The 16125-nt window shown below is 71.3% G+C and carries 15 protein-coding genes; 8 read left to right on the forward strand and 7 right to left on the reverse strand.

Going from position 1 to position 16125, the window contains the following annotated elements:
• Window positions 1–152: 152 nt before the first annotated feature.
• Entirely contained in the window at window positions 153–1121 is a 969-nt protein-coding gene (hslO, locus tag BW996_RS01250) for an Hsp33 family molecular chaperone HslO (RefSeq protein ID WP_037483463.1), read from the reverse strand.
• Window positions 1122–1183: 62 nt separating this feature from the next.
• Window positions 1184–1711 carry a gamma carbonic anhydrase family protein gene (locus BW996_RS01255; protein WP_037483461.1) on the reverse strand — a complete coding sequence of 176 codons (528 nt, stop codon included), beginning with the start codon at window positions 1709–1711 and terminating at the stop codon, window positions 1184–1186.
• A 51-nt stretch (window positions 1712–1762) separates the two neighbouring features.
• On the opposite strand from BW996_RS01255, the gene BW996_RS01260 reads away from it, so the two are divergent.
• Window positions 1763–2587 (forward strand): ferritin-like domain-containing protein, encoded by an 825-nt coding sequence (locus BW996_RS01260; RefSeq protein WP_037483459.1) that lies wholly within the window; start codon window positions 1763–1765, stop codon window positions 2585–2587.
• On the opposite strand, the gene BW996_RS01265 is transcribed toward BW996_RS01260, so the two are convergent.
• The 3 genes from BW996_RS01265 to pnuC are packed head-to-tail and all read right to left on the reverse strand — an operon-like array spanning window position 2526 to window position 5214.
• Entirely contained in the window at window positions 2526–3884 is a 1359-nt protein-coding gene (locus tag BW996_RS01265) for an acyltransferase family protein (RefSeq protein WP_051632075.1), read from the reverse strand. The genes BW996_RS01260 and BW996_RS01265 overlap by 62 nt on opposite strands.
• 23 nt (window positions 3885–3907) lie before the next feature.
• Window positions 3908–4576, reverse strand: a complete 669-nt coding sequence (locus BW996_RS01270; RefSeq protein ID WP_241462013.1) for an AAA family ATPase — start codon at window positions 4574–4576, stop codon at window positions 3908–3910.
• Complete coding sequence (gene pnuC / locus BW996_RS01275) at window positions 4573–5214, reverse strand: nicotinamide riboside transporter PnuC (RefSeq protein WP_051632074.1); 642 nt, start codon at window positions 5212–5214, stop codon at window positions 4573–4575. Before pnuC ends, BW996_RS01270 begins: the two co-directional genes overlap by 4 nt.
• 151 nt (window positions 5215–5365) lie before the next feature.
• Between pnuC and BW996_RS01280 the strand changes: the two genes are divergently transcribed.
• From BW996_RS01280 to glcF, 3 genes are read left to right on the forward strand one after another with little or no spacing between them, the layout of a single operon-like run.
• Complete coding sequence (locus BW996_RS01280) at window positions 5366–6841, forward strand: FAD-linked oxidase C-terminal domain-containing protein (RefSeq protein WP_037483456.1); 1476 nt, start codon at window positions 5366–5368, stop codon at window positions 6839–6841.
• Window positions 6841–7971, forward strand: a complete 1131-nt coding sequence (gene glcE / locus BW996_RS01285) for a glycolate oxidase subunit GlcE (protein ID WP_076458469.1) — start codon at window positions 6841–6843, stop codon at window positions 7969–7971. The genes BW996_RS01280 and glcE overlap by 1 nt, the downstream gene beginning before the upstream one ends.
• Window positions 7972–7984: 13 nt before the next feature.
• Window positions 7985–9220 carry a glycolate oxidase subunit GlcF gene (glcF, locus tag BW996_RS01290; protein ID WP_037485412.1) on the forward strand — a complete coding sequence of 412 codons (1236 nt, stop codon included), beginning with the start codon at window positions 7985–7987 and terminating at the stop codon, window positions 9218–9220.
• A 30-nt stretch (window positions 9221–9250) separates the two neighbouring features.
• Here the strand turns inward: glcF and BW996_RS01295 are convergent, their stop codons facing one another.
• Together BW996_RS01295 and BW996_RS01300 are read right to left on the reverse strand one after the other, a co-directional pair.
• Window positions 9251–9835: an isochorismatase family protein gene (locus tag BW996_RS01295; protein WP_037485410.1), complete on the reverse strand. Its 585-nt coding sequence runs from the start codon at window positions 9833–9835 to the stop codon at window positions 9251–9253.
• 81 nt (window positions 9836–9916) lie between these two features.
• Window positions 9917–10738, reverse strand: a complete 822-nt coding sequence (locus BW996_RS01300) for a pirin family protein (protein WP_037485408.1) — start codon at window positions 10736–10738, stop codon at window positions 9917–9919.
• A 135-nt stretch (window positions 10739–10873) separates the two neighbouring features.
• On the opposite strand from BW996_RS01300, the gene BW996_RS01305 reads away from it, so the two are divergent.
• The 4 genes from BW996_RS01305 to BW996_RS01320 all read left to right on the forward strand — a co-directional run bounded on the left by BW996_RS01305 (window position 10874) and on the right by BW996_RS01320 (window position 16109).
• A complete protein-coding gene (locus BW996_RS01305) occupies window positions 10874–11773 on the forward strand; it encodes a LysR family transcriptional regulator (protein WP_037485407.1) in 900 nt (299 codons plus the stop codon).
• Window positions 11774–11878: 105 nt separating this feature from the next.
• On the forward strand, window positions 11879–12940 hold the full coding sequence (locus tag BW996_RS01310; RefSeq protein WP_051632259.1) for an alkene reductase: 1062 nt from the start codon (window positions 11879–11881) through the stop codon (window positions 12938–12940).
• A gap of 50 nt (window positions 12941–12990) precedes the next feature.
• Window positions 12991–14538: an efflux transporter outer membrane subunit gene (locus BW996_RS01315; RefSeq protein WP_241462053.1), complete on the forward strand. Its 1548-nt coding sequence runs from the start codon at window positions 12991–12993 to the stop codon at window positions 14536–14538.
• Entirely contained in the window at window positions 14535–16109 is a 1575-nt protein-coding gene (locus BW996_RS01320) for an MFS transporter (protein WP_081838287.1), read from the forward strand. The genes BW996_RS01315 and BW996_RS01320 overlap by 4 nt, the downstream gene beginning before the upstream one ends.
• The last annotated feature ends 16 nt before the right edge of the window (window positions 16110–16125 follow it).

Raw genomic sequence — 16125 nt, forward strand, 5'->3', positions numbered from 1 at the left:
TGGAGTCCTGACTCAACGCAGATTCCATGCCGGGGCCGGATGCGGCCTGCGGTGTTTCCCGATCGCCCGGATCGCACGGAAAACCGTCCGGTGCGGGCGGCCTGGCGTCCCGCGGGGCGGATCTCCGCGCGCACGACGCTCCGGGCGCGGCCTCACTGCACCGTGCCGCTGCTGCTCGGATGATCGGCGGCCGGCACGAACAGCGCGCTGGCGTCGATGCTGTCGAAGGCGTACTTGGCCCCGCAGAAGTCGCAGCCGACCTCGATCTCGCCGCGCTCGGCGATGACCGATTCCACCTCCTCGCGGCCCAGGCCGACGAGCATGCGCGCGACCCGCTCGCGCGAACAGGTGCAGCCGAAGCGCGGCGTCTGCGGCTCGAACAGGCGCAGGTCTTCTTCCCAGAACAGCCGGCGCAGGATGGTCGGGGTGTCGAGCGAGAGCAGCTCCTCGCGCTTGAGCGTCGCGGCCAGGTGGGCGATGCGGTTGTAGCCCTCGTGCAGCCGGGCCTCCTCGTCCTCGGAGCGCACCTCGAGGTTGCCGGCGCCCTCCAGCGGCAGGCGCTGGATCAGCAGCCCGGCGGCGACCTGGTCGTCGGCGGCCAGGATCAGGCGGGTCTCGAGCTGCTCGGACTGCAGCATGTAGTGCTCGAGCACTTCGGAGAGCTGCTGCATCGGCTCGCCGTGCTCGCCGTGCAGCGGCACGACGCCCTGGTAGGGCTGCTGGCCGGGCTGGCGGTCCTTGGGGTCGAGCGTGATGACGCAGCGGCCCTGGCGGTGGGCGTCGAGCATGGACTTCAGGCTCGCCTCGACCGGCACGTCGCCCACGACCTTGGCGGTGGCGCGCACCGTCAGGTCGGGCTGGGCCTCGGCCACCGCCAGCTTGACCGGGCCGTCGCCCTGGATCTGCAGCACCAGCGCGCCGTTGAACTTGATGTTGGCCTGCATCAGCGTGGCCGCGGCGCTCATCTCGCCCAGCAGCTGCTGCACCGGCGCGGGGTAGCCGCCGGCGCCCTGGCGCCGCGCCAGCATCTCGGTCCAGGCGCCGGTCAGGCGCACCAGCACGCCGCGCACCGGCAGGCCTTCGAAGATGAACTTGTGCAGCTCGCCGCCGTGGATGGTCATGGACAGGTCCTTGTTCGGAAAGAAAGGGGAGGCAGGTGCGGGCACCGGGGCGCAAGTCAAGGTCAGCGGTCGATGCGGCGCAGCTGCGTGCGGTGGCGCTGCGCGTTCTCGACGTAGTGCGCCGCGCCGTGCTGGAAGCGCTCGGCCTCCTCGGGGCTGAGCGTCTTCACCACCTTGGCCGGGCTGCCCAGGATCATCGCGTAGTCGGGAAACTCCTTGCCTTCGGTGACCAGGGCGCCCGCGCCGACGACGCAGTGCCGGCCGATGCGCGCGCGGTTGAGCACGATCGCGCCGATGCCGATCAGCGAGCCGTCGCCGATGCTGCAGCCGTGCAGCATGCACTGGTGGCCGACGGTGACGTTCTCGCCGATGACCAGCTCGATGCCGGCGTCGGTGTGCAGCACCGTGTTGTCCTGGATGTTGCTGCCGCGGCCGATGCGGATGCGGTCGGTGTCGGCACGCACCACGACGCCATACCAGACGCTGCTGTGCTCGGCCATCTCGACCTGGCCGATGACGTCGGCGCTGTCGGCGATGTGCGCCGTCTCGTGGATCTGCGGAATGTGCTCGCCGAGCTGATAGAGGGCCATCGTCTCTCCTTGAAACGGAACGGTGCGGCGGGAGGGGGCAGAATTCTACGGATGGACCTGAGACAGATGGCCCTGGAGGCCTTGTGCGTGACCGATCCGGTGCGCAAAGCATACGCGCTGCAGTCGCTGTGGGCGCGCCTGGAGGCACGCGATCCGGGCCTGCGCATCGACACCGAGGCGGTGATCGCCGACCCCGGCGACCTGCCCGGCCGGCCTGAGCGGCCGCCACTGGTGCCGGCGGTGGAGGTGCCGCAGCGCTCGCCCTTCACGCCGCAGGGGCGCGCGGCGCTGCTGCACGCCATCGCGCACATCGAGTTCAACGCGCAAAATCTGGCCGCCGATGCCGTTTTTCGCTTTTCGGGCCTGCCGGAGGCGTTCTACATCGACTGGATGCGGGTCGCGGCGGAAGAGGCCAAGCATTACCTGCTGCTGGCCGGGCATCTGGCCACGCTCGGCCATGCCTACGGCGACTTTCCGGCGCATGACGGGCTGTGGACGATGACCTGGAAGACCCGCGAGGACTTCGTCGCCCGCATGGCGCTGGTGCCGCGCACGCTGGAGGCCCGCGGACTCGACGCCACGCCGCTCATCCAGGCCAAGCTGCGCCGTGCGGGCGACCTGCGTGCGGTCGAGATCCTCGACGTGATCCTGCGCGAGGAGATCGGCCATGTCGCCATCGGCAATCACTGGTACCGATGGGCCTGCGAGCGCGAGGGGCTCGAGCCGGTGAGCCACTACCGCGAGCTGGTGCGCCAGTACGTGCCGCCGCGGCTGCGCCCGCCCTTCAATCGTCAGGCGCGGCTGGACGCCGGCTTCAGCGAGACCGAGCTGGCCTGGCTCGAGTCAGGATCCCCCACGGACGTGCCGGCGCCCTGAAGTCGCGCCGGCGTGCCGCATCCGCCCGGCCGCGCGCCACCGCCGAGGTGGCGCGGTCGAGCGGCGGCGCTGCGGGGGCGGGGGCCTGCGCGATCTGCGCCGGCGCCGGGCGTGACAGCCAGTGCCGGCGCAGCGCCAGCGCCGGGCGCTCGATCAGTCGCCACGACAGCCAGCCGATCGCCCAGCACAGCGTGCCGCTGGCCAGCAGGTAGAGCAGCGCCACCGCCGGATCGGCGCTGCTGTCGCTGCCGGTGAGCTGGCGCAGCAGCGGCAGGCCGATCAGGTCATGCACCGGCTTGTGGAAGAGGTAGATCGCGTAGCTGTAGCGGCCGAAGCTGGCCAGCACCCGGCCGCGCAGCAGCCGGCTGGCGCCGCCCTGCAGCGCGCCGCGGGCGTGGGCGCGGTCCACCAGGATGGCCCAGGCGATGATCGCGGTGCAGCTCAGCGTCAGCAGCGTGTAGCCGCCGATCTGCGCCGCGTCGCCCAGGCGCCGGAAGCCGCCGCTGAAGGCCGCGGTCAGCAGCAGCAGCACGATCGCCAGCCGCAGCAGATGCGCGCTGCGCCAGCGGGTCGCGCCGTGCAGCGCGCGGCCGGCGTCCCAGACCGCCAGCGCGGCGCCGGCGGCCAGCGCGTCGATGCGGCTGACGGTGAAGGTGTAGACCGCCTCCTGCGGCAGGCCCAGGTTGAGCATCAGCAGCCGTGCCAGCGGGCTGGCGGCGATCAGCACCAGGCACAGCAGCCAGACATCGCGCAGGCCCATGCGCCACAGCAGCAGCGGCCACAGCAGATAGAACTGCTCCTCCACCGACAGCGACCAGACATGCGGCAGCGGCCCGCCGCCGGGCTCGAAGGGCGTGGTCCAGTTCGACAGATGCAGCCACAGCCAGGCGGTGCTGAAGTGCGAGGGGTGCGGCAGCGTCACGCCCAGCAGCGGCAGCACGACGGTCAGCAGCAGCAGCGCGATCCAGTACAGCGGCAGGATGCGCAGGCCGCGCTTGACCAGGAAGTCGCGCATCCAGCCGGGCTGGCCGCGGCTGGCCAGCAGACCGCGGGTGATCAGGTAGCCGCTGAGCACGAAGAAGAGCTGCACGCCGATCCAGCCGACATAGAGCGTCTCCTTCAGCAGCGCCACCGCCAGCGGCCGGTCGGCGGCCGGCGCCAGCACGTCGAGGTTGTGCAGCAGCACCAGCACGATCGCCAGGCCGCGCAGGCCGTCGAGCGAGGGCAGGTGCTCCGGCAGGCCGCCCAGGGCAGGGCGGGCGGCGTTCGAGGTGGAGGGCAGGGCGGTCGACTTCACCCGATCGATGCTGCCACACCCTGTTACATCCGGGCTGATTGTCCGAGACCGTGCCGCTCGCATGCGGGGTCGCCGCAGCGGCCGCAGACATGATTCCACCGGATCTTCGGCTTCGGGCTGCGCCCGCGCTGCCAGGCTTCCCAGGCCGACAGCGCCGCCTGCAGCCGCGCCTCGCCCTGGCCGGCGATCACCGAGAAGCCCAGCCCCGCGCCCAGCAGCAGCCCGCGCAGCAGCCGGTCCACCGGCGCGCGCACCTGCGGGCCGTCGCGCTGCAGCCCGTCGGCGACCCAGGGCAGGTCGGTGGCCATCAGCAGCGTCAGGTCGGCCTGGCGGTGCGCGGCCAGTGCAGCCTCGTGCAGCGAGCGGTCATCGAAGATCAGCTCGCTGTAGACCGCGGTCATCAGCGCGGTGGTGTCGGCCACCACCACGTCGACCGGCAGCAGCCGCGACTGCCGCGCCGCCGCGATGCGCCGGCTCTGCTCGGCGGCGATCGCGGCCTGCTCGTCGGGGCGGGGCGTGCGGCCGTGCTGCTCGCAGAACTCGCGCAGGTATTCGTCGATGCAGACGGCTTCCAGCCCGTCGGCGCGCAGCCGCGCGGTCAGCGCGCGTGCCAGCGTCGACTTGCCGCAGCTCTCGGCGCCGACGATGGCGATCAGCGCCGCCGGCCGCGCCGCGCGCAGGCCCGGGTTCACGGCTGGCGGACCTGCGCGCGCCAAGCCTTCCAGCCCAGCACCGACAGCACGACGAAGATCGCGTACAGGATGACGGTCAGGTACAGGCCCTTGTAGGCGAACAGCGCGGTCGCCACCAGGTTGACGCCGATCCAGGTCGGCCAGTTCTCCACATACTTGCGCGCCAGCAGCCACTGGCCGATCAGGCTGAAGGCGGTCGGGAAGGCATCCCAGTACGGCACGTCGGTGGGCGTGCGGGTGTCGAGGAACCAGCCGATGGCCGGCCACAGCAGCAGTCCGGCGCCGAAGACCGGCAGCCAGGCGCGGCGCGGCAGATGGCGCACCTGCAGCGGTGCGCCCTGGTCGGTGCCGCGCAGCCACTGCCACCAGCCCCACAGCGAGACCACCGCGAAGAAGATCTGCAGCGAGCCGTCGCCGTAGAGCTGGTAGCTCCAGAACAGCCCGAAATACAGCAGCGAGGACACGATGGCCAGCGGCCAGGCCACCGGCATCACCCGCATGTTGGCCGCCACCATCGCCAGCGACAGCACGAAGGCCACCATTTCCAGCCAGGTGAAGGGCGCCTCCCACAGCGTGAAAGCGGGAATCATCAGCGGCTGCAGGGCCACGGTCAGGGCATCGGGGGCAGGCGTCGTCATGCGCGGATCGGGTTCGTTGGGGCCGAAATCATGGCACGGCGGCGAACCGTGGCGGGGGATGGCTTGAAAAAGCTTCATCGTCGGCCCCAACAACTCTCAATCCGCGCCCCGGAGGCAGCCTTGAAGATCGGCCTCCCGTTCGGGAGGAGACATGAGCGATCCCACCAATTCCACTGACGCCGCCCAGGTGCTGGCGCGCCTGCGCGAGGTGCTGCCGGCGCACGCGCTGCTGTCGCGCCGCGGCGAGCTGACCCCTTACGAGTGCGACGGCCTGACCGCCTACCGCGAGCGCCCGCTGCTGGTCGCCCTGCCCGAGACCGAAGACCAGGTCGCCGCGGTGCTCAAGGCCTGCCACGCGATGGGCGTGCCGGTGGTGGCGCGCGGCGCCGGCACCGGCCTGTCGGGCGGGGCGATGCCGCACCGCGACGGCGTCACGCTGTCGCTGGCGAAGTTCAGCCGCATCCTGCGGCTCGATGCCCAGGCCGGTCTGGCGGTCGTGCAGTGCGGCGTGCGCAACCTCGCCATCAGCGAGGCCGCCGCCCCCTACGGGCTTTACTACGCGCCCGATCCGTCCAGCCAGATCGCCTGCACCATCGGCGGCAACGTCGCCGAGAACTCCGGCGGCGTGCATTGCCTGAAATACGGCCTGACGCTGCACAACGTGCTCAAGGTGCGCGGCTTCACCGCCGAGGGCGAGCGGGTCGAGTTCGGCGGCGAGGCGCCCGACATGCCGGGGCTGGACCTGCTGAGCGTGGTCGTCGGCAGCGAGGGCATGCTGGCGGTCATCACCGAGGTGACGGTCAAGCTGGTCCCGAAGCCCCAGCTCGCGCGCTGCATCATGGCGAGCTTCCCCACGGTGGAGGCCGCCGGCGACGCGGTGGCGGCGGTGATCGCCGCCGGCATCATCCCGGCCGGGCTGGAAATGATGGACAAGCCGATGACCGCCGCGGTCGAGGACTATGTGCACGCCGGCTACGACCTGGACGCCGCCGCCATCCTGCTGTGCGAGAGCGACGGCACGCCCGAGGAGGTCGAGGAGGAGATCGGCCGCATGAGCGCGGTGCTGACGCGCTGCGGCGCCAGCCGCATCGAGGTCAGCCGCGACGAGGCGCAGCGCCTGCGCTTCTGGTCGGGCCGCAAGAACGCCTTCCCGGCCTCGGGGCGCATCAGCCCCGACTACATGTGCATGGACTCGACCATCCCGCGCAAGCGCCTGGCCGACATCCTGCGCGCCATCGCCGAGATGGAGCGCAAGTACCAGCTGCGCTGCTGCAACGTCTTCCACGCCGGCGACGGCAACCTGCACCCGCTGATCCTGTTCGATGCGCAGGACCCGGACCAGCTGCGCCGCTGCGAGCTCTTCGGCGCCGACATCCTGGAGACCAGCGTCGCCATGGGCGGCACCGTCACCGGCGAGCACGGCGTGGGCGTGGAGAAGCTCAACTCGATGTGCGTGCAGTTCTCGCCCGCCGAGCGCGAGGCGATGCTGGCGCTGAAGACCGCCTTCGATCCGGCCGGTCTGCTCAACCCCGGCAAGGTCATCCCGACGCTGCATCGCTGCGCCGAGTACGGCCGTCTGCATGTGCGTCGCGGCCTGCTGCCGTTTCCCGAACTGGAGCGTTTCTGATGAGCGCCGCAACTTCCTCCGCCGTCACGCACGACGATCCCGCGCTGGCGCGGCTGCGCGAGCGCATCCTGGCCGCCGGCCGTGCCCGCACGCCGCTGGCGATCTGCGGCCACGGCTCGAAGGCGGGCCTGGTGCCCGATGACGCGCGCCCGGCCGACGGCGCCGAGCCGCTCGACCTGACGCCCTTGTCGGGCATCAGCGCCCACGAGCCCAGCGAGCTGGTGGTGACGGTGCGCGCCGGCACGCCGATCGAGGTGCTGGAGGCTGCGCTGGCCGCCGAGGGCCAGCATCTGGCCTTCGAGCCGCCGCGGCTGCAGACGCCGCGCGCGCGCGGGCGCGGCACGGTGGGCGGCATGGTCGCCGCCGGCCTGTCGGGCCCGGCGCGCATGGCCGCCGGCTCGGTGCGCGACCATGTGCTGGGCGTGACGATGCTCGACGGTCGCGGCGAGCTGCTGAGCTTCGGCGGCCAGGTGATGAAGAACGTCGCCGGCTACGACGTCTCGCGGCTGATGGCCGGCTCCTGGGGCCGGCTGGGCGTGCTGTGCGAGGTCTCGCTGAAGGTGCTGCCCGAGCCGGTGGCGGGCCTGACGCTGCGCTTCGCGATGGGCCAGGCCGAGGCACTGGCGGCGCTGACCGGCTGGTCGCGCCGACCGCTGCCGCTGCAGGCCAGCGCCTGGCACGAGGGCGTGCTGATGCTGCGCCTGGCCGGCGCGCAGGCGGCGGTGGACGCGGCGCGGCGCGAGCTCGGCGGCGAGCCGGTGCCGACGGCCGAGGCGCAGACCTTCTGGACCGCGCTGCGCGACCGCCGCCATGCGCTGTGGCAGTTCGCGGCCCAGGGCCTGCCGGCGGGGCAGCGGCTGTGGCGTCTGGCGGTGGCGCCGCATGCGCCGACGCTGAAGCTGCGCGGCAGCGGCCTGATCGAGTGGCACGGCGGCCAGCGCTGGTGGCTCAGCGACGAGCCGGCCGAGGCGGTGCACGCCGCTGCCCGTGAGGCCGGCGGCCATGCCGAGCTGCAGGCCGGCGGCGCGCCGGGCCAGACCCGCGCCGCGCCGCTGCCGGCGGTGCAGGCGCAGATCGAGCGCCGCCTGCGCCAGACCTTCGACCCGCACGGCCTGTTCACCCGCGATTGATCCCGAGCCTGTCATGCACACCGAACTGTCTCCTGAACACGCCGGCACCGCCGACGGCGAGGCCGCGAAGGCCCTGCTGCAGAAATGCGTGCACTGCGGCTTCTGCACCGCCACCTGCCCGACCTACCAGCTGCTGGGCGACGAGCTCGACGGCCCGCGCGGGCGGATCTACCAGATCAAGAACCTGCTCGAAGGCGAGGCGCCCACCCGCGAGCTGCAGACCCACCTCGACCGCTGCCTGACCTGCCGCAACTGCGAGAGCACCTGCCCGTCGGGCGTGCAGTATGGCGAGCTGGCCGAGATCGGCCGCCGGCTGGTGGATGCGCGCGTCGAGCGCCCGGCCACCGAGCGCCTGGTGCGCTGGGCGTTGAAGGAAGGCCTGACCTCGCCGCTGTTCGCGCCGGCACTGCAGCTTGGCCAGGTGATGCGCCCGCTGCTGCCCGAGACGCTCCAGGCCAAGGTGCCCGAGCGCCGCGAGGCCGATGCGCGCGGCTGGCCCCAGAAGCGCCATGCGCGGCGCATGCTGATGCTGGCCGGCTGCGTGCAGCCGGCGATGTCGCCCGAGATCAACCCGGCGACCGCGCGGGTGCTCGACGCCGCGGGCATCGAGGTGGTGGTGCCGGCGGGCGCGGGCTGCTGCGGCGCGATCCGCGCACACCTGAACGACCGCGACGGCGGCCTGGCCGACATGCGCCGCAACATCGACGCCTGGTGGCCGCTGATCGAGCGCGGCGAGGTCGAGGCGATCGTCATGAACGCCTCGGGCTGCGGCGCCACCGTCAAGGAATACGGCCACCATCTGGCCGGCGACGCGGCCTACGCGGCCAAGGCGGCGAAGGTCAGCGCGATGACGCGCGACCTCAGCGAGCTGCTGCCCGCGCTGGTGCCGGTGCTCAAGCCGAAGCTGGCGGCGGCCGCGCAGGCCGGGCGGCTGGCGCTGCATCCGCCGTGCACGCTGCAGCATGCGCAGAAGCTCAAGGGCGGTCTGGAGGCGGGCCTGCGCGAGCTGGGCTTCACCGTGGCGCTGCCGGCCGACAGCCACCTGTGCTGCGGCTCGGCCGGCACCTACTCGGTGCTGCAGCCGGCGCTCTCGAAGCAGCTGCGCGAGCGCAAGCAGGCCAACCTGGCGGCGCTGTCGCCCGACACCATCGTGTCGGCCAACATCGGTTGCATCACGCACCTGCAGGCCGGCTGCGCGACGCCGGTGCGGCACTGGGTGGAAGTGCTCGACGCTGCGCTGCGCGGCTGACACGAGTCGCTGCCACCGCCATCGCGCCGATCAGGCCTGCAGCGCGCCGATGATCAGCTGCACCAGCTCGCCGCCTTCGGGCGTGGCCCAGGTGCCGGCCAGTTCGGCGATCAGCTGGTTGGTGGTGGTGATCGTGGCGCCGTGGCGCTCCATGCGACGCAGCGACACCTCATCGGCCAGCTTGGTGGGCGAACCGCCGGCGTCGGCCACCACCTGCACGTCGTAGCCCTGGTCGATCAGGGTCAGCACCGGGTAGACCGTGCAGACGTCGTTGGTCACGCCGGCCACGACCACCTTCCTGCGGCCCGTGGCGGTCACCGCGGCGGCGAAGTTGGCGTCGTCCATGGCGTTGACGATGCCCATGCGCTTGATGCGTTGCTCGAAGGCCTGGGGCAGCGACTTCTGCAGCTCGCTCAGCAGCGGGCCCTGGGTGTATTCCTCCATGCTGGACGTCAGCACGGTGGGGATCTTCAGGATGCGGGCGGTTTCGGCCAGCATCACGGCGTTGCGCTTCATCTCGTCGAACGAGATGGACTTGACCCAGCCCATGGTGCCGACCTGGTGGTCGATCAGCAGGAGGGCGGTGTCGGCGGCGGTGAACTTGTTGAAGGCCATGTGATTGCTCCTTGGGATTCAGGGGTGACGTGAACGTCGGGGGTGGGGGAGTCGGGGCCTGTGCGCCGGCCCCATCGCGGATCAGATCTGTCCGAATTCGCCGCGCCGGTAAGCGCTGAGGGCCTGCTGCAGCGCCCCGGCCGAGGCCATGGCCAGCGGTCCCTGCCAGAACACCGGCTGATTCAAGGGCTGGCCCGCAAAGAGCACGGCCTGGGCGGGGCCACCGATGGCGTGCAGGCGGGTGCTGCTGGCCACTGCCTGCGCCACCTGCACCGGCACCGGTGCACCGGTGCTGCTGTCCAACACATGGTCATTGATCGCCACCCGGCCAGAGATCGGCAGCACGAAGTGGGTCAGGCCGGCGGCCACCGGCACGCTCAGCTCGGCGTCGGCGTCCAGCGCGATGTCGAGCAGCTGCACCTCGGTGGGCGGGCGCAGCGGCGAGCGCTGGCCCGCAAACTCGCCCAGCGGCACGCGCACCTGGGCGCCGGGCCGCGTGACCACCGGCACGTCCTGCGGTGCCAGGGCCAGTGCGAAGGGCGCGTCGCCCTGCCGGTGCTGCGGCAGGTTCACGAAGATCTGCAGCATGTGCACCGTCTGGCCGGGCTCGGCCGGGTTCTCCTCGTGCACCACGCCGCGGCCGGCGGCCGTCCAGTGCAGGCCGCCCGGCAGGATCTTCTGGCGCCCGCCCAGCGAGTCGCGGTTCTCGATCCAGGTCTGCGAGTCCAGGAACAGGTAGGACACCGCAGAAAAGCCGGCATGCGGATGCGGCGGAAAGGTCGGGCCGCTCATCCAGGCGTGGTCGATGCCCAGGAAGGGATTGGTCAGCTCCGCGGCATGCAGTCCATAGGCATGGAACTGGCGGCCGTGGTTCATGCGCTGCTGGCGTGCGAAGGCGGTCATGGCGCGGGTCTCCGGTGGTGTGTGCGGTGCCGGTGCCGGGGCGCCGCGGTGTCGATGGCGAGATCTTCTGGGTAATCAACAGTGGGATAAAGACGGCACAATGGAAGTGACCAATCCATATTTGCAGCAATCCACATGGACCTCCTGAACGACATGGCGCTGTTCGTGGAAGTGGCGCGGGCGATGAGCTTTCGCCGCGCGGCCGAGGCCCTCGGCATGCCCAACTCCACGCTGTCGCGGCGCGTCAGCGCGCTGGAGAAGGCCATCGGCCTGCGCCTGATGCACCGCACCACCCGCCGCCTGGAGCTCACCGAGGCCGGCCAGCTCTACTACGAGCGCTGCAAGCGCATCGTCGAGGAGGCGCGGCTGGCGCACGAGCAGCTGGGCGAGCTGCTGGCCCAGCCCAGCGGCGTGCTGCGCGCTTCGCTGCCGGTGGACTTTGCCAACAGCACGCTGGCGCCGCTGATCGCCGAATTCGCCCGCCGCCACCCCGGCATCCGCTTCGAGTTCGACCTCACGCCGCGGCGGGTGGACCTGGTCAGCGAGCCGTTTGACGTGGCCATCCGCATGGGCGCGTCGCAAGACTCCACCCTGGTGGCCCGGCTGCTGGCCACGCTGGACACCCACCTGTACGCCTCACCGGCCTATGTGAGCCGGGTGGGCCCGCCGCGCCAGCCCGCCGATCTGGCCCGGCACGAGGGGCTGCTGTTCAAGGCCGGCGGGGGGCGGTCCACCTGGCGCTTGTCGCGCACGAACGGCAGCGCCGAGGAGGTGGAGATCGAGGTCGGTGGCCGCTTCCAGCTCAACAGCGTGGGCCTGCTGCGGCGCCTGGCCATGCAGGACCTGGGCGTGGCGCTGCTGGCCGATGTGGTGGTCGCGGACGACCTGGCCGCCGGCCGGCTGCAACGCGTGCTGCCGGACTGGCAGGGGCCGCCAATACCGGTCTATGCGATGACCGAGACCCGCCTGCTGCCGGCCAAGACCCAGCGTTTCATCGAGTTCCTGCGCGAGAAGCTGGGTCAGGCAGCGGCCTGATTGCTGCGGCAATGGATCAATGATTTCCAATCAGATGGATTTATCTCAAGGCTGAATTTCCAGACACTGCCGCTCATCGTCACCCGCCCCTTGTCGGAGCCCACCATGAGCGCCAGTCCCCTGTTCACTCCTGCCACCGTCGGCGATCTCGCCCTGCGCAACCGCCTGGTCATGGCGCCGATGACGCGCTCGCGCGCCGACGATGCCGGCGTGCCCGGTGAACTCACCGCCCTGTACTACGCCCAGCGCGCCAGCGCCGGCCTGATCATCAGCGAGGGCGTGTTCCCCAGTGCCATGGGCAAGGGCTATGTGCGCACGCCGGGCATCGAGACCGATGCACAGGTGGCCGGCTGGAAGCGGGTGGCTGATGCCGTGCACGCCCAGGGCGGCCGCATCGTCATGCAGCTGATGCACGCCGGGCGCATCTCGCACCCGTCGCTGTTGCCGGGCGGCGCCCTGCCGGTGGCCCCCTCGGCCATCCCGCCCAAGGGCCAGACCTGGACCGACCAGGGCCTGCAGGACATGGTGACCCCGCATGCGCTGAGCACCGACGAGATTGCCCAGGTGGTGGCTGAGTACCGCGCCGCCACCCGCCGCGCGCTGGACGCCGGCTTCGACGGCGTCGAGCTGCACGCCGCCTCGGGCTATCTGCCCGAGCAGTTCCTGTCCTCGGGCAGCAACCAGCGCACCGACGCCTATGGCGGCTCGGTGGCGAACCGCGCGCGCTTCGTGCTGGAGGTGTTGGCCGCCATGGTGGCCGAGGCCGGCGCCGGCCGCGTGGGCCTGAAGATCGCGCCGGAGATGGGCTACAACGACATCGTCGACGCCACGCCGCAGGACACCTATGGGCACCTCGTCGAGCAGATCGCGCCGCTGAATCTGGCCTACCTGCATGTGGCCCTGTTCGGCACCGCGGTGGACTACCACGGCCTGCTGCGCCCGCGCTTCAAAGGCGCCTACCTGGTGGGTGGCGGCCTGGACCAGGCCCGTGCCGAGGCCCTGCTGGGCAGCGGCCAGGCCGATGCGGCCGTGTTCGGCAGCGCCTTCCTGGCCAACCCCGACCTGCCCGAGCGCTTTCGCCGCGGCGCACCGCTGAACGCGCCCGACAAGGCCACGTTCTTCGCGCCGGGTGCCCAGGGCTACACCGACTATCCCGCACTGGGCTGAGCCCACCGCCGGCGCGCGCCCACCGCGCGCCGATCCGAGCCCGTCACACCATGGCCATGAACCCCATGCCGTGCCCCACCGTGCGGCAGCCCCTGCGGCGCGGAACCGGCCCGATGCTGCTGGTCACCATGCTGGCGCTGGCCCTGACGGGCTGCGCCACGCCGGTGGCCGGCCCTGATCTGCAGGCCGCGACCCAGCCGGGCGAGGCCCGATGGACCTGGCGCACACCGCGCGGTCTACCGGGGCCATCGGTTCTGCCCGGCACCACCCCCCCGCCGGCCCTGAGCCCGCAGCCCGTGCCCGGCACCTGGTGGTCGCTGTTCGACGACCCGCAGCTGTCGGCCCTGCAGACGCAGGCGATCGATGGCAACCTGGACCTGCAGGCGGCCCTGCTGCGCATCGCCGAAAGCCAGGCGCGGCTGGGCATGACCGAGGCCACCGGCCTGCCGCGCGTGAACGTCGATGCCGGCTACAGCCGCGCGGCCCTCAGTGCCGACTCGCCGCTGGCCCGGCTGGGCCTGCCGACGCGGCCCCATGACCAGTACCAGTGGGGCGGCCAGGCGAGTTGGGAAATCGACCTGTGGGGCCACCACCAGCAGCTGACCGAGTCGGCTCGCGCCCAGCTTGAGGCAACCCATTGGGCCGCCCGTGCTGCGCGGGTGAGCCTGTCCGCCGAGGTGGCGCGCCAGTACCTGCTGCTGCGCGGGGTGCAGGCTCAGCAGCGCCTGGTGGACGAACACCGCCAGATCGCCGCTGAACTGCTGCGCCTGACCGAAAGCCGTGAACGCCACGGCGTGGCCACCCGCTTCGATTTGGCTGCCGCCCGTGCCGAACAAGCCACGGTGGAGGCTCGCACTATCCAGTTGGGCCAGCAACGCGATGTGTTGATGAACGCGCTGGCTCTGCTGCTGGGCCAGCCGCCCCATGCGCTGGATGAGCGCCTGTTGGCCGGTGCGATGCTGCCGCCCCTGCCGCGCGAGCTGCCTGTTGGCGTGCCCAGCGACCTGGTGCGCCAGCGTCCCGACATCCTGCAGGCCGAGGCCCAGTTGCGGGCGGCCACCGCCGACAAGGGAGCCGCACAGGCAGACTTCTATCCCAGGGTGAGCCTGAACGCCGGTTGGAGCATCAGCACCGCGCGCAGCAGTGAACTGGGCAACTGGGACATGCGCCAATTCAGCGTGGGTCCGGTGGTGCACCTCCCGCTGTTCGATGGCGGCCTGCTCCAACGCACGCTGGTCTTGACCGACGCTCGGCAGTGTTCTGCCGCCCTGGCTTGGCGGTCCACCGTGCTGCGCGCTTGGCATGAGGTGGGTGCGGCGCTGGACGCCAGCCTCAGCGAGCAAGCCAAGCAGGCCCGGCAGCAGGAGGCCGTGGCCCACAGCAGTCAGGCGCTGGACAGTGCCCGCAATGCCTGGAAGGCCGGCAGCGCCGAGTTCACCACCGTGCTGGTGGCGCAGCGCAGCTTGCTGAATGCCCAGTCAGCCCTGACCGACACGACCACCGCCGCGGGCCTGACCGTGGTGTCGCTCTACCGCGCTTTGGGCGGCGGCTTGGCGGAGGTGCAGTCCACTCGGCAGGTGGCCGAGGTGCAGCCATGAACGCCGCAGTGCTCCCACAGGGCGCCAATCAAGGGACACCCGGTCCTGCCGCGACTGCCCCCGCAGCGACCGGCCCGGTCTTCGGCCCGCGCCTGGCCGTCGGCATGGCTGGCGTGCTGCTGGCCGCCATGGTGGCGGGCCTGAACGCGCGCGTGCCGGCCCTGGCCCTGCCTGACACGCGCGGCGCACTGGGCCTGGGACTGGACGATGCCTCGTGGCTGAGCACGGCCTACACCGCGGGCGAGTTGTCGGTCATGCCCTTTGCCACCTGGTTCGCCGTCACCCTGTCGCTGCGGCGTTTTCACAGCGGGATGCTGGCCGGGGCCTTGCTGCTGGCCGGCATCATTCCGCTGGTCAGTGATCTGAACTGGCTGCTGCCGCTGCGCTTTGTGCACGGCCTTTTCGCCGGCGCGCTGATTCCCATGCTGATGATGGCGGCGTTGCGCTTCCTGCCCACACCGGTTCGGCTGCATGGCCTGGCGCTGTATGCGTTGACCGCCACCTTCGCACCCAACGTCGCGCTGTGGATCGCTAGCCAGTGGCTGGACCGGCTGGAGGACTGGCGCTGGGCCTACTGGCACCTGATTCCCCTCGGGGTCGTGGCCATGGGGCTGGTGCTGTGGGGGATCCCGAAGATGCCTCCAGCTCTGCCGCGGCTGAAGCAGGCCAATTGGCCCGGCATGGTGCTGGGCATACCCGGCCTGGCCTTGCTCAGCGTGGGCCTGGACCAAGGCCAGCGGCTCGATTGGCTGCAGTCGCCGCTGATCGTGGCGGCACTGGCTGCCGGCGGTGTGCTGACCAGCCTGTTCCTGCTGAGCGAATGGTTCCACCCCGGCCCGTTCATCAAGCTGCAGTTGCTGGCTCGGCGCAACCTGGGTCTGGGCTTCGTGGTTTTCTTTCTGCTGCTGGTGGCGATGTCCTCCGGCGTGGCGCTGCCGTCGCTGAACCTGACGCAGCAGCATGGCTTCCGGGTCGAGCAACTCGTGCCCTTGGGGCTGGTCGTTGGCCTGCCTCAGCTGGTGCTCGGTCCGCTGGTGGCGCTGCTGCTGTACCAGCGCTGGGTGGATGCCCGCCACCTCTTCGCGCTGGGCCTGGTGCTGATCGCCGCAGCCTGCTGGACGGCGGCCCGCGTCGATGTTGATTGGATGGCGCCGCAGTTCCTCACCGCCCAGGTGCTGCAGGCACTTGGCCAGCCGCTGGCCGTCGTCTCGCTGCTGTTCCTCAGCACCAGCGTGGTCCAGCCCATGGAGGGGCCCTTCGTGTCGGGCATCGTCAACACCTTGCGTGCCTTTGGCACCCTGGTGGGCAGCGCGCTGGTGAGCCGCCAGATGAGCGAGCGCAGCAGCTTCCATGCCGACGTGCTGATCGGCGAGCTGGGCCATCGCCTGGGCCAAGGTCTTGAGCCTGCCGAGGCCAGCAGCCTGGGCACCCTGCTGAGCCACCACGCCAGCGTGCTGGCGGTGGCCGATGTCTACCGCATGCTGGGCGTTCTGGCCCTGCTGCTGGTGCCCTTGGTGCTGATGCTGCAGCACATCCCCGCGCCGATGGCTGTGCGTCAGCCGCCCACCTGAGCCGTTCACGATCTTC

The sequence above is a fragment of the Sphaerotilus natans genome (assembly GCF_900156335.1).
Classification (GTDB): domain Bacteria; phylum Pseudomonadota; class Gammaproteobacteria; order Burkholderiales; family Burkholderiaceae_C; genus Sphaerotilus; species Sphaerotilus natans.

Excerpts from the sequence above, each read along its gene's own strand:
- hslO (WP_037483463.1), bottom strand. The coding sequence starts at position 1,121 with ATGACCATCCACGGCGGCGAGCTGCACAAGTTCATCTTCGAAGGCCTG.
- BW996_RS01255 (WP_037483461.1), bottom strand. The coding sequence starts at position 1,711 with ATGGCCCTCTATCAGCTCGGCGAGCACATTCCGCAGATCCACGAGACG.
- BW996_RS01260 (WP_037483459.1), top strand. The coding sequence starts at position 1,763 with ATGGACCTGAGACAGATGGCCCTGGAGGCCTTGTGCGTGACCGATCCG.
- pnuC (WP_051632074.1), bottom strand. The coding sequence starts at position 5,214 with ATGACGACGCCTGCCCCCGATGCCCTGACCGTGGCCCTGCAGCCGCTG.
- BW996_RS01280 (WP_037483456.1), top strand. The coding sequence starts at position 5,366 with ATGAGCGATCCCACCAATTCCACTGACGCCGCCCAGGTGCTGGCGCGC.
- glcE (WP_076458469.1), top strand. The coding sequence starts at position 6,841 with ATGAGCGCCGCAACTTCCTCCGCCGTCACGCACGACGATCCCGCGCTG.
- glcF (WP_037485412.1), top strand. The coding sequence starts at position 7,985 with ATGCACACCGAACTGTCTCCTGAACACGCCGGCACCGCCGACGGCGAG.
- BW996_RS01295 (WP_037485410.1), bottom strand. The coding sequence starts at position 9,835 with ATGGCCTTCAACAAGTTCACCGCCGCCGACACCGCCCTCCTGCTGATC.
- BW996_RS01300 (WP_037485408.1), bottom strand. The coding sequence starts at position 10,738 with ATGACCGCCTTCGCACGCCAGCAGCGCATGAACCACGGCCGCCAGTTC.
- BW996_RS01305 (WP_037485407.1), top strand. The coding sequence starts at position 10,874 with ATGGACCTCCTGAACGACATGGCGCTGTTCGTGGAAGTGGCGCGGGCG.
- BW996_RS01310 (WP_051632259.1), top strand. The coding sequence starts at position 11,879 with ATGAGCGCCAGTCCCCTGTTCACTCCTGCCACCGTCGGCGATCTCGCC.
- BW996_RS01315 (WP_241462053.1), top strand. The coding sequence starts at position 12,991 with ATGGCCATGAACCCCATGCCGTGCCCCACCGTGCGGCAGCCCCTGCGG.
- BW996_RS01320 (WP_081838287.1), top strand. The coding sequence starts at position 14,535 with ATGAACGCCGCAGTGCTCCCACAGGGCGCCAATCAAGGGACACCCGGT.